9 protein-coding genes and 2 pseudogenes are annotated in these 12,937 nt (G+C 72.5%); all 11 read left to right on the top strand.

Annotated features, from left to right (window positions below; genetic code table 11):
• Positions 1 to 104 precede the first annotated feature (104 nt).
• Positions 105 to 1,442, top strand: a complete 1,338-nt coding sequence (locus ACFOVU_RS25075) for a bifunctional folylpolyglutamate synthase/dihydrofolate synthase (RefSeq protein ID WP_378537511.1) — start codon at positions 105 to 107, stop codon at positions 1,440 to 1,442.
• Positions 1,443 to 1,444: 2 nt separating this feature from the next.
• The gene (locus ACFOVU_RS25070; protein ID WP_378538212.1) at positions 1,445 to 1,783 is read left to right on the top strand and encodes a DUF4233 domain-containing protein; all 339 of its coding nucleotides are present in this window, start codon (positions 1,445 to 1,447) and stop codon (positions 1,781 to 1,783) included.
• 52 nt (positions 1,784 to 1,835) lie between these two features.
• Positions 1,836 to 2,246 carry a nucleoside-diphosphate kinase gene (ndk, locus tag ACFOVU_RS25065; protein ID WP_378537509.1) on the top strand — a complete coding sequence of 137 codons (411 nt, stop codon included), beginning with the start codon at positions 1,836 to 1,838 and terminating at the stop codon, positions 2,244 to 2,246.
• 202 nt (positions 2,247 to 2,448) lie between these two features.
• Entirely contained in the window at positions 2,449 to 3,483 is a 1,035-nt protein-coding gene (locus tag ACFOVU_RS25060; RefSeq protein ID WP_378537507.1) for a rod shape-determining protein, read from the top strand.
• A pseudogene (gene mreC, locus ACFOVU_RS25055) lies at positions 3,483 to 4,367 on the top strand (rod shape-determining protein MreC); the annotation flags it as partial. The gene ACFOVU_RS25060 and the pseudogene mreC, both read left to right, overlap by 1 nt.
• A 233-nt stretch (positions 4,368 to 4,600) precedes the next feature.
• Positions 4,601 to 5,146, top strand: coding sequence for a rod shape-determining protein MreD (mreD, locus tag ACFOVU_RS25050; RefSeq protein ID WP_378537505.1), 546 nt, complete (start codon positions 4,601 to 4,603; stop codon positions 5,144 to 5,146).
• 8 nt (positions 5,147 to 5,154) lie between these two features.
• The gene (gene mrdA / locus ACFOVU_RS25045) at positions 5,155 to 7,365 is read left to right on the top strand and encodes a penicillin-binding protein 2 (protein WP_378537503.1); all 2,211 of its coding nucleotides are present in this window, start codon (positions 5,155 to 5,157) and stop codon (positions 7,363 to 7,365) included.
• A gap of 35 nt (positions 7,366 to 7,400) precedes the next feature.
• A complete protein-coding gene (gene rodA, locus ACFOVU_RS25040) occupies positions 7,401 to 8,549 on the top strand; it encodes a rod shape-determining protein RodA (protein WP_378537501.1) in 1,149 nt (382 codons plus the stop codon).
• A gap of 54 nt (positions 8,550 to 8,603) precedes the next feature.
• Complete coding sequence (locus ACFOVU_RS25035; protein WP_378537499.1) at positions 8,604 to 10,538, top strand: TIGR03960 family B12-binding radical SAM protein; 1,935 nt, start codon at positions 8,604 to 8,606, stop codon at positions 10,536 to 10,538.
• Between the two features lie 633 nt (positions 10,539 to 11,171).
• Positions 11,172 to 11,909: a TIGR03936 family radical SAM-associated protein gene (locus tag ACFOVU_RS25030; protein ID WP_378537497.1), complete on the top strand. Its 738-nt coding sequence runs from the start codon at positions 11,172 to 11,174 to the stop codon at positions 11,907 to 11,909.
• Between the two features lie 154 nt (positions 11,910 to 12,063).
• Positions 12,064 to 12,937, top strand: a pseudogene (locus ACFOVU_RS25025) (hypothetical protein); the annotation flags it as partial.

The raw sequence follows: 12,937 nt of genomic DNA, 5'->3' as shown, positions 1-12,937 counted from the left end.
CTTCGCGTTCACCGGAGGCCGCCGCGCCGGGGGCGCAACGCCGCCCGGCCGGCGACCGCCTAAGCTGAAGGGCGCAACCGACATGCCCCGACCTCCGGAGAACCGTGACCACCAACCCCGACTACCGGGCCGTGGAAGAGTCCATCCTCGCCCGTACCGGTGAAGCGTTCGCCAACCCGACGCTGGAGCGCATCGCCGGGCTGATGGACCTCCTGGGGCAGCCGCAGCGCGGGTTCCGGGTGATCCACATCACCGGGACCAACGGCAAGACCTCCACGGCGCGGATGATCGACGCGCTGCTGCGCGAGCGCCGCCTGCGGGTCGGCCGCTACACCAGCCCGCACCTGCACACCATGCGCGAGCGCATCGTCATCGACGGCGAACCCGTCTCCGAGGAGCGGTTCGTCGCCGCCTACAACGACATCCGGCCCTACATCGAGATGGCCGACGCCTCCGGCGAGATCCCGCTGTCGTACTTCGAGGTGCTGACCGCCACGGCCTACGCGGTCTTCGCCGACGCCCCCGTGGACGTCGCCGTGGTGGAGGTCGGCCTGGGCGGCGTCTGGGACGCCACCAACGTCGTCGACGCCGACGTCGCCGTGGTGACCCCGATCTCCATCGACCACACCCGGCTCCTGGGCGACACCGTCGAGGACATCGCCGAGGAGAAGGCCGGCATCATCAAGCCCGGTTCCATCGCGGTCCTGGCCCAGCAGCCGCTGCCGGCCGCCGAGGTGCTGCTGCGGCGCGTCTCCGAGGTCGGCGCGCAGGTGGCCCGCGAAGGCCTGGAGTTCGGGGTGGCCCACCGCGACCTCGCGGTGGGCGGCCAGCGCATCGCCCTCAAGGGCCTGCGCGGGGGCTACGAGGACCTCCTGCTGCCGCTGTTCGGCGCGCACCAGGCCGGCAACGCCGCGGTGGCGGTCGCCGCCGTCGAGGCGTTCGCCGCTCCGGGCGAGGGCGACGACCGGCTCGACCCCGAACTGGTGGCCGCCGCGCTGGCCGCGGTGGAGTCGCCCGGGCGCCTGGAGATCGTCCGCACCAGCCCCACCGTCCTGGTCGACGCCGCGCACAACCCCGCCGGCATGGCTGCCTCCGCCGCGGCCGTCGAGGCCGACTTCGGGTTCACCCGGCTGGTGGGCGTGCTGGCGGTCATGGCCGACAAGGACATCGAGGGCATCCTCGAACCCCTGGAGCCGCTGCTCGACACGGTGGTGGTCACCCGCAACTCCGCGCGCCGCAGCATGGCCCCCGATGACCTCGCCGCGGCCGCCGCGGCGGTGTTCGGCCCCGACCGCGTGCGCACCGCCGCGCGCATGGACGACGCCATCGATCTCGCCCTCGCCCTCGCCGAGGAGGACGGCGAGCCCAGCGGGGCGGGCGTCCTCATCACCGGTTCGGTCGTCACCGCCGGCGACGCCGCCCATCTGATCAAGGGGGAGTGACGATGCGGACGATCTGCGCCGTCGTGCTCGCGTTCGAGGTCGTGGTGATCGGCCTCGCCGTCCCGGTCGCCATCCAGCTCGGCGGGTACCCGCCGGCCCTGGCCGGCGGGGTGTGGGGCGGGCTGGCCGCGGCCGCCCTGGTCCTGGCGGCCCTCCAGCGCCACACGTGGGCCCACTACGCCGGATGGGCGCTCCAGGCGGCGTTCCTGCTCAGCGGGTTCCTGGTGCCGGGGCTCGCGGTGCTCGGCGTCGTCTTCACGGCGCTGTGGATCAGCGGGGTAATGCTGGGCCGCCGCACCGACGCGATGAAGGCGGCGCACGGCGAGCCCGCCGGGCGATAGGGTTTTCCCGCCGATCGGCACTTCGAAACCCGTGACACCGAGGAGTACCACCGTGGAGCGCACTCTTGTCCTCATCAAGCCCGATGGCGTGCGGCGCAACATCATCGGCGACGTCATCGCGCGCATCGAGCGCAAGGGTCTGAAGATCGTCGCCCTGGACCTGCGGACGCTCGACCGCGACACCGCGAAGACCCACTACGAGGAGCACTCGGCGCGGCCGTTCTTCGAGTCGCTGGTGGAGTTCATCACCGGCGGCCCGCTGGTGGCCATGGTGGTCGAGGGCGAGCGCGCCGTCGAGGCGTTCCGCGCCCTGGCCGGCGCCACCGACCCGGTCGCCGCCGCCCCGGGCACCATCCGCGGCGACTTCGCCTTGGAGGTGCAGCAGAACATCGTGCACGGGTCCGACTCCACCTACTCCGCCGAGCGCGAGATCAACCTGTTCTTCCCCGGCCTGGAGTCCTGAACGGACCGTTGGCAAGGTGGCGCGCCGGGCTTCGCCCGGCGCTTTTTTGCTCTCCGGTCATGACAATGGATCGGTGTGTTGCGTAACGACGTGACTGCGCAGCGTTACGATACGAGTACTGAATCCGCATCCGTGCAGGAACGAGTCCGTATTGACCGCCCCGTGGGTGCCACACCCGTTTTGCTGCCGCTGAGGACGTTCCATGACCAATAACCTGGCTTTTCTCGGCCGCGACATGGCGGTCGACCTCGGGACCGCGAACACGCTGGTGTACGTGCGCGGCCGCGGCATCGTGCTGAACGAGCCCTCGGTCGTCGCGGTGAACACCGCCACGGGCAAGATCGTGGCGGTCGGCATCGAGGCGAAGCAGATGATCGGGCGCACGCCCAGCAACATCACCGCCGTCCGGCCCCTCAAGGACGGGGTCATCGCCGACTTCGAGATCACCGAGCGCATGCTCCGGTACTTCATCCAGAAGATCCACCGGCGCCGGCACTTCGCCAAGCCCCGCATCATCGTGGCCGTCCCCAGCGGCATCACCTCGGTCGAGCACCGGGCGGTCAAGGAGGCCGGCTACCAGGCGGGGGCGCGCCGGGTCTACATCATCGAGGAGCCCATGGCCGCCGCCATCGGCGCCGGGCTGCCCGTGCACGAGCCCACCGGGAACATGGTCGTCGACATCGGCGGCGGCACCACCGAGGTCGCGGTCATCTCCATGGGCGGCATCGTCACCTCCCAGTCCATCCGGGTCGGCGGCGACGAACTCGACCAGGCGGTCATGAACTTCGTCAAGAAGGAGTACTCGCTGATGATCGGCGAGCGCACCTCCGAGGAGCTGAAGGTCGCGATCGGCTCGGCCTGCCCCACCGGCGAGGAGGAGCTCCACGCCGAGGTGCGCGGCCGCGACCTCGTCACTGGCCTGCCCAAGACCGTGGTGATGTCGGCCGCCGATGTCCGCCAGGCCATCGAGGAGCCCGTCAACGACATCATCGACGCCGTCCGCACCACCCTCGACAAGTGCCCGCCCGAGCTCTCCGGCGACATCATGGACCGCGGGATCGCCGTCACCGGGGGCGGCGCCCTCCTGCGCGGCCTCGACTACCGGCTGCGGCACGAGACCGGCATGCCCATCCACGTCGCCGAGAACGCGCTCGACTCCGTGGCCATCGGCTCCGGCACCTGCGTGGAGAACTACGAGCGCCTCAACCAGGTGCTCGTCCCGGATCGGCGGCGCTGATGCCCCCGCGCGGCACCTCCCGGGCGCGGATCGTCCTGGGGGTCCTGGTGCTGGCGGCGATCGCCCTGGTCGTCCTCGACGCCCGCGACAGCGGAAACCCGGTCAGCGCGCACGCGCGCACCGCGGGCGAGGCGGCGTTCCGGCCGCTGGCCACGGGCGTGTCGGCGGTGTCGGGCCCGGCGACCTTCGCCTACGACGCCCTGGCCGCGGCCCCGCGCGCGGCCGCGCGCATCAGCGAACTCGAGGAGCGCAACAAGGAGCTGGCCGGCGAACTCGCCGCCCTGGAGCGCGACGGCGCCCGCTCCCAGGACCTCGCCGACCTGCTCCAGCTGTCGGGGCTGGGCGGCTACGAGATCGTCCCCGCCCAGGCCGTCACCCGGTCGGGCCCCCGCGGCTACGCCGACTCCATCACCCTGGACGTCGGCACCCGCGACGGCGTGCGCCCCGACATGACCGTGCTCAACGGCGACGGCCTGGTGGGCAAGGTCACCCACGCCGGCCGCACCACCTCGACCGTGCTGCTGGTCACCGACCCCGGCTCCGCGGTGGGGGCCCGCCTCGAGGGCTCACGCAAGATCGGGGTGGCCGAGGGCACCTCGGGGACCGTCGGCGACGGCCGCCTGCTGCGGTTCGAGCTCATGGACGCCGACGCCGAGATCGTCAAGGGCACCCGCATCGTCACCATGGGCTCGCACGACGGCGCCCCGTTCGTGCCGGGCGTCCCGATCGGCACCGTCGACAACATCGAGCAGACCCCCGGAGCACTCAGCCGCACCGCCGGGATCGCCCCGATGGTCGACATCGGCTCACTCGACATCGTGGGCGTCGTGGTCGCCGGCCCGAAGCAGGACCCGCGCGACTCCGTCCTGCCGCCCCGCCCCGACGTGCCCAAAAGCAAGGACGACAAGGACGACAAGGACGACCGCGGCAAGGACGGCGAGGGCCGGGACCGCGGCAGGGACGACGCCGACGGCGACGCCGAGGGCGGGCAGGGCCGCGGCGCCGAGGGCAGGGGCGGCCGCGGCGAGGCCACCCCCGGACCCTCCGTTTCACCGGCGCCGCCCGGCGGGACAGGGGAGACCGGCGGGCCCGGAACCGGCCCGGAACGGGGGACCACATGAAGACCTCGGTGAGCGTGCTCGCCATCGTCCTGGCGGTCGTCCTCCAGGCGGCGGTGCTCAACCGGATCCCGCTCCCCGGCGGTGCCGCCCCCGACCTGGTCGTCCTGGCCGTCACCGCGGTCGCGCTGTACGTCACCCGCATCGCGGGAGCCGTCACCGGCTTCGCGGCCGGGCTGGCCATGGACGTCCTGCCGCCCGCCGACCACGAGATCGGCCGCGGCGCCCTCGTGCTCTGCCTCGCCGGGTACCTCATCGCCGCCAACCGCGCCTCGCAGAAGCGCGAGGGCCTGCACCCCTACGCAACCGCCGCCATCGCCACGCTCGGCACCGCCCTGCTGTACGCGTTCATCGGCGTGGTGCTGGGCGACCCGCGGATCACCTTCGGCGGCGTCGTGGTGGGCACCTCGCTCACCCTGCTGCTGACCATGGTCATCAGCCCGCTCGTGCTCGGGCCCCTGGGCGCGCTGCTGCGCCGGGCCTCCTCCGACCCCTACGCCGAATTCGCAACGCCGCCGTGGACCACCGGAGGGGTGGGCAGATGAGGAAGTGGATGGGGAAGTGGAGACGCCTGCGCGCCGACCGCGCCGAGGTGCCGCTGCTGCTCCGGCGCCCGGGCCGCGGGGGCATGCTCGCCGCCCAGATCCTCGTCGTCGCCCTGTTCGCCACACTGGTGGGGCGCATGTGGTACCTCCAGGTGCCCATGGCCGACCACTTCCAGGAACTGGCGGACTCCAGCCATAACCAGACCCTCATCGTCCCGGCCACCCGCGGCCAGATCCTCGACTCGGTCGGCCGCCCCCTGGTGCGCAACCGCACCGAACTCGTCGTCTCCGCCGACTACCACACCCTGAGCTCCCAGGACGACGGCGGCGACGCCGTCCTGCGCCGGCTGGCCGACGTGATGGACGTCCCGTTCCAGGAGCTGCGCCAGCGCACCCGGCTGTGCAGCCCCACGGTCGGCCGCCCCTGCTGGCCCGGATCGCCCTACCAGCCGATCTCGGTGGCCGAGGACGTCGACCCCCGGGTCGCCCTACAGATCATGGAGCAGCAGGACAAGTTCCCCGGGATCTCCGCGCAGCCGCAGGCGGTGCGCGTGCACACCAAGGGCCGCAACGCCGTGCAGGCGCTGGGCTACCTGCAACCGATCACCGCCGCGGAGCTGGAGGAGCGCGAGGACCTGCGCACCCAGTTCACCGGCATCGACCAGGTGGGCCGCGACGGCGTCGAAGCCGTCTACGACGAGGAGCTGCGCGGCACCGCGGGCCAGCGCCGGATGGGCGTGGACCACATGGGCAACGTCACCGGCCTCATCGAGGAGACCCCCTCCGTGCCCGGCATGCACCTGGTGACCAGTCTCGACTCCCGGGTGCAGGACATCGTGGAGAAGGCCCTCGCCAACGGGGTGCAGAAGGCCCGCGGCGAGGGCAACCCCGCCGACGCGGCCGCGAGCGTCGTCATGGACGTGCGAACCGGCCGGGTCGTCGCCCTGGCCAGCCTGCCCACCTACGACCCCAAGGTCTGGGAGGGCGGGATCGACCAGGAGACCTACGACGAACTCCTCAGCGAGGAGGCCGGCCAGCCGCTGATCTCGCGCGCCGTGCAGGGCCAGTTCCCGCCGGCCTCCACGTTCAAGGTGTCGTCGCTGGCGGCCGCGGCCGAGAACGGGTCGTCCCTCAACGGCCAGTACGCCTGCCCCAGCTCCATCCGGGTCGGCGGGCGCGGCTTCCAGAACTACGAGGGCGGCGCCTACGGCAGCATCAGCCTGCACCGCGCCATCGTGGTCTCCTGCAACACCGTCTTCTACTCCCTCGCCTACGACATGTGGCGCGCCGACGGCGGCACCAAGCCCAGGCCGGACGCCGCCAACCACATGGGCGAGATGGCGGTCGGGTTCGGCTTCGGCGACACCACCGGGATCGACCTGCCCCACGAGGTGCCCGGCCGCATCCCCGACCGCGAATGGAAGCGCGAGTACTGGGAGGCCGGCCGCGAGGACGCCTGCCGGCGCGCCGAGGACGGCTACCCCGACGTCGCCAAGACCGACCCCGGCCACGCCGACTACCTCAAGCGCGCGGCCAAGGAATTCTGCGCCGACGGCGCCTCCTGGCGCGCCGGCGACGCCGTGAACTTCGCCATCGGCCAGGGCGACGTCCTGGCCACCCCGTTGCAGGTGGCACGGGCCTACGCCGCCATCGCCAACGGCGGCACCCTGTGGGAGCCGCGCGTCGGCAAGGGGTTCATCTCCGCCGACGGCAAGCAGAGCCGCGAGATCCCGCCGGCCAAGGCGGGCGAGCTGCCCGTCAGCGACGAGACCATCGCCTACCTCCAGAACGCCCTAGAGCAGGTGCCCAAGGAGGGCACCGCCAAGGCCGCCTTCGAGGGCTTCCCGCAGAACGAGGTCTCCATCGCGGGCAAGACGGGGACCGCCACCCTCACCGGGCTCAAGGAATCGGCCTGGTTCGCCTCCTACGCGCCGGCCGACGACCCGCAGTTCGCCGTGGTCGTCCTGGTCTCCCAGGGCGGCAGCGGCGGCGTCGCGGCGGCACCGGTCGCCCGCGAGATCTACGACGGCATCTACGGGTTCGCCGCCGAGAAGAAGGACGAGAGCCTGCCCGACGCCGAGCTCGCGCGCGCCGCCGACCTCGCCGCGGGCGACGCCGGGGCCGGCGAACCCGCGGTCCCGGGCGGGGCGCCGCCGGCCGAGCTGCCCACGGTCCGGCCCGACGGCACCGTCGTGCCGCCCCATGGCTACGAGAAGTAGGCCCGCATGCGCTCCCCGAGGAAGGGGTACCGACGATGACCGCCCCCGCACGCTCCTATCTGACCCGCGTCACCGCGGCGTTCCCGCGCCGGCTCGACCGGACGCTGGTGACCTGTGTGGCGGCGCTGTCGGTCACGGGCCTGGTCCTGGTGTGGGCCGCCACATCGGGATCCGGCGACCCCGCCGAGGCCACCGGGTTCCTCGAACGCCAGGTCGCGCACCTGATCATCGGCGCGACGGTGTGCCTGGGCGTGGCATCGGTCGACTACCGGCTCCCGCGCGCCTACGCGCCCGTGCTGTTCGTCCTGGCCGCCGTGGGCCTGGCCATGGTGCTCACCCCGCTGGGCGCGGTCATCAACGGCTCGCGCTCGTGGGTGGTCATCGGCGGCTTCCAGGTGCAGCCGGGCGAGGTCGCCAAGCTCGCGCTCATCCTGGGCGTGGCCATGCTCCTCGGCGAGCCGCGCGACGGCGAGTTCCGCCCGACCGGGCGCGACGTGCTGTTCAGCCTGGCCGTCCTCGCGGTCCCGCTCGGGCTGATCATGGCCCAGCCCGACCTGGGGACCGGGATGGTGCTCGGCAGCGTCTACCTGGCCATGCTCGCGCTGTCGGGGGCGCCGGCGCGCTGGATCGGGGGGCTGATGGCCTGCGGGGTGGCCGGAGTGGTGGCCGTGTGGTGGTTCGGGCTGCTCAAGGAGTACCAGCTCGCCCGGTTCACCAGCTTCATCGACCCCGCCGCCGACCCGCAGGGGACCGGCTACAACGCCAACCAGGCGCAGATCGCGGTCGGGTCGGGCGGGCTCAGCGGCAGCGGGCTGTTCCAGGGCGAGCACACCAGCGGCAAGTTCGTGCCCGAGCAGCACACCGACTTCATCTTCACGGTCGCGGGGGAGGAGCTGGGGTTCATCGGCGGCACCGCCATCCTCGTGCTGCTGGGCCTGGTGGTGTGGCGGGTGCTGCGGGTCGCCATCGGCTGCGAGGACCCCTACGGGCGCCTGGTGTGCGTCGGGGTGGCGACCTGGATGTGCTTCCAGACCTTCATCAACATCGGGATGACGCTGGGGATCATGCCGATCACCGGCCTGCCGCTGCCGTTCGTCTCCTACGGCGGCACCGCGACCATCGCCAACCTCACCGCGATCGGTCTGGTCCTGGGGATCAACGCGCGGGAGCGCGGGTACGCGTGAGCCGCACGGTGGCTAAGCTGAGGAGACGTTCCACAGGTTGATGAGGGGTCCGCCATGCCCATCGAAAGCGTCTTCCCGCGACTGGAGGAGCTGCTCCCCAGGGTGCAGAAACCCGTCCAGTACGTCGGAGGCGAGCTCAACTCCATCGTCGGCGACTGGGATGCCGCGGAGGTGCGCTGGGCGCTGATGTACCCCGACGCCTACGAGGTGGGCGTGCCCAACCAGGGCGTGCAGATCCTCTACGAGGTCCTCAACGAGCGCGAGGGCGTGCTCGCCGAGCGCACCTACGCGGTCTGGCCCGACCTCGAGAAGCTCATGCGCGAGCACGGGGTCCCGCAGTTCACGGTGGACGCCCACCGGCCCGTGGGCGCCTTCGACGTGCTCGGCATCAGCTTCGCCAGCGAGATGGGCTACACCAACATGCTCACCGCGCTGGACCTGGCGGGGGTGCCGCTGCGGGCGGCCGACCGCGGTGACGACCACCCCATCGTGCTGGCCGGCGGCCATTCCGCGTTCAACCCCGAGCCCATCGCCGACTTCCTCGACGCCGTCGTGCTCGGCGACGGCGAGGAGATCGCGCTCGCCGTCACCGAGGTCATCCGCGAATGGAAGCGCGAGGGCCGCCCCGGCGGGCGCGACGGCCTGCTGCTGCGCCTCGCCGAGACCGGCGGCGTGTACGTGCCGCGCTTCTACGACGTCGACTACCTGCCCGACGGCCGCATCGCCCGCTACGCCCCCAACCGGCCGGGCGTGCCGTGGACGGTGCAGAAGCACACCGTCATGGACCTCGACAAGTGGCCCTACCCCAAGCGGCCCATCGTGCCGCTCGCCGAATCCGTCCACGAGCGCTACAGCGTGGAGATCTTCCGCGGGTGCACCCGCGGCTGCCGCTTCTGCCAGGCCGGGATGATCACCCGGCCGGTGCGCGAGCGCAGCAAGGACACCGTCACGGCCATGGTCGAGCAGGGGGTCGCGGCCTCGGGCTTCCAGGAGGTCGGCCTGCTGTCGCTGTCCAGCGCCGACCACACCGAGATCGGCGCCATCGCCAAGGGCCTCGCCGACCGCTATGAGGGCACCAACACCGGGCTGTCGCTGCCCTCCACCCGGGTCGACGCCTTCAACATCGACCTCGCCAACGAGCTGACCCGCAACGGCCGCCGCTCCGGGCTCACCTTCGCCCCCGAGGGCGGCAGCGAGCGGATGCGCCGGGTGATCAACAAGATGGTCACCGAGGCCGACCTCATCCGCACCGTCACCGCCGCCTACGAGGCCGGGTGGCGCCAGGTCAAGCTGTACTTCATGTGCGGCCTGCCGACCGAGACCGACGACGACGTCCTGGCCATCGCCGACCTCGCCACCGAGGTCATCCGCACCGGGCGCCAGGTCACCGGCCGCTCCGACATCCGCTGCACCGTCTCCATCGGCGGGTTCGTGCCCAAGCCGCAGACCCCGTTCCAGTGGGCCGGCCAGACCCCCGCCGACGTCATCGACTCCCGGCTGCGCAAGCTGCGCGACGCGCTGCGCGCCGACCGCCGCTACGGCAAGTCGGTGGGGCTGCGCTACCACGAGGGCCGGCCCTCCATCATCGAAGGGCTCCTCTCGCGCGGCGACCGCCGGGTGGGCGCGGTGGTCGAGGAGGTCTGGCGCGCGGGCGGCCGCTTCGACGGGTGGAGCGAGCACTTCTCCTACGACCAGTGGGCCGAATGCGCCGCGAAGGCGCTGGCCGGGCACCCCGTCGACCTCGACTGGTACACCGTGCGCGACCGCGACGAGGACGAAGTGCTGCCCTGGGACCACCTCGACGCCGGCCTCGACCGCTCGTGGCTCTGGCAGGACTGGCAGGACGCCCTGCACGGCGAGGAGTCCGTCGAGGTCGACGACTGCCGATGGAACCCCTGCTACGACTGCGGCGTGTGCCCGAGCATGGGCACCGAGATCCAGATCGGCCCGCCGCCCGGGAAGAAGCTGCTGCCGCTCTCGGTGGTGTGACGGTACGGGGCGGGCGGCGCGTGCGGCGCCCGCCCCGCCGCATGTGGGCCGCCGCCCCGGCCGCGAAACCACCACGGCCCCGGCGACGTGGTCGCCGGGGCCGTGGAAGAGATCGTGAAGAGTATGGCCCGGCGCCCCGCTCGCGCCGGGCCATACGTGTAATAAGACGGACGGGGTGGCCGGGAGGTTTGCATGGAGGCGGCAATTGCTCGAAGAAAATTTGGGCGATCGGGGATGCGCAGGTCACGGAGGTGAACCCCGAGCGTGCGCGGCGGCCCTCCGCGTGCGATCCGCGCACCCGAACGCTTTTCAACAGGCTCCGCGGAGGGAACAGCACATACGTGTGTGATCCGGCTACCGAGTGCGGCATCATCCGGTCATCCGCCCCAACGCCCGTGATGTGCGAGGTGGCGGCCTTGTCCCGGGCCGGTGGCGCGTGCTCCCCGGCGCGCACCGTACGCTGAAGTAAGACGTGAATCTCCCGGTCGGGGGTCTCAGGACCGACCTTCACCCCCCGGACGGGAGACATTGAGGAAAGGAGTAGCGCTGCCCCCCGCACCTGAGGGCATCACCTCGCCCTCCACCGGACGCCCAGGCCAACGGTTGCGAGTCCGCTACGCCAAGCGCGGCAGAATGCGGTTCGCGAGCCATCGCGACATCGCCCGCGCATTGGAGCGGGCGCTGCGCAGGGCCGGGGTCCCCGTCGCGTTCTCAGCGGGGTTCACGCCACATCCGAAGATCTCCTACACCGGTGCCGCCCCCACAGGGGTGGCCAGCGAGGCGGAGTACTTCGAACTCACGCTGGCCGAGGCCCGCGAACCCGGGCAGGTGCGGGCCCGGCTCGACCGCGCGATGCCCGGCGGTCTCGACATCATCGAGGTCGTGGAGGCCGCCGAGGGCGGTCTCGCCGACCGCCTGGAAGCATCGGAGTGGAGGGTGGAACTGCCCGGCGTCGCCCCCGACGACGCCGCGGAGGCGGTGGCCGCATTTGTCGCGGCCGATACCGTGGAAGTGGAGCGGCTCACCAAGAAGGGCCGCCGCCGCTTCGACGCCCGCGCGGCCGTCCTCCATCTGCGGATGGACGGGCGCGCCACAACTGAGCGACACGAGACATATGCCATACTTCGGATGGTCGTACGGCACACGACACCTGCTGTCCGACCAGACGACGTGGTGACCGGCCTTCGTCAGGTCGCCGGCCTCGCGCCGCCGTCATCGCCGTTGATGACCCGGCTGGCGCAGGGGCGACTCGACGAAGCGTCCTACGCGATCGCCGATCCGCTGATAGCGGATGACCAGGCCGATCCGGAGGGACGCGCGGAGCAGATACCGCGGCCGTCCTCGCCCACGCGGAGCGCACCGGATGCGTGAGTTCCTTTGGGGAACGTGGGCGACTCATGACGACTTTGCCCCGGTAGCGGCACCATCGCTACCGGCGCCGACATAGCGACGACAGTCCTCGCGCGCAGCGGCACCGGCCTGACACCGGTGCCGCGCCCGAGGACTCTGACGGGAGACCACCCGGATGCTCGAAAACGAGCCCAACAGCGGTGCCGAGGGCACCGCGGGTACAACTGAAACAACGGAGACAGGCCGCATCGCCCGGACCACTGCGACGTTCGCCCCACCGCAGGACGGCGAGGTCACTGTCAGCACGCCCAGCGGCAAGCGCAGCGGCGCGTCCCGCTCGGCCGGCCCTCCGCCCGAGCCCGAGCCGGTGTTCACGCCCGGCTCCGCCCCTCTGACCACGCTCGCCGGGGCCGCGGCCACCGAGTCCGTCCCGGCCGGGCCCGAGGAGCCGAAGAAGCGCACCCGCACCGCGCGCACCGCCACCGCCTCGACCGCCGCGAAGACCACCCGCTCCCGCAAGGCCGCCGCCCCGGCCCCGGAGAGCGCGGCCGAAGAGCCGCAGGCCCCCGCCGCCGAGTCCGCGGAAGCCCCCGGCGTGTCCTTCCAGCCGCCCATGGTGCTCTTCCAGCCGCCCGTCGCCCCGGTCGCGCCCACCGTGTCGCGGGCCGCCGGCAACGGCCTGGTCGCCGCGCCCGAGGAGGCCCGCGAGGACGAGGAGGCCGAGCAGGCCGCCGGCCTGCCCGAGGAGCCCCGGGCCGAGGACACCGAGCCCGAGGAGTCCGAAGAGGAGGACGAGTACGGCGACGGGGAGCGCCCCTCCCGCCGCCGCCGGCGCCGGGGCGGCCGCGGCCGCGGCAAGTCCCGCCCGGGTGAGGACGGCGAAGGGCCCGAGCCGGTCCCCGCCGCGGCGGCCGAGCCCGCCGCCGAGATCACCGGCGCCGAGCCCCACGCCGACGAGGACGAGGCCGAGCACGGCACCAGCCGCCGGCGCCGCCGCAGGCGGCGACCTGCATGCCGCCGATGGCGGCTGCGACGAAATGGGCCAGGCG

The organism is Nocardiopsis sediminis (genome assembly GCF_042650565.1).
Lineage (GTDB): Bacteria > Actinomycetota > Actinomycetes > Streptosporangiales > Streptosporangiaceae > Nocardiopsis_B > Nocardiopsis_B sediminis.
This window is presented reverse-complemented; position numbering and strand designations above follow the sequence as displayed.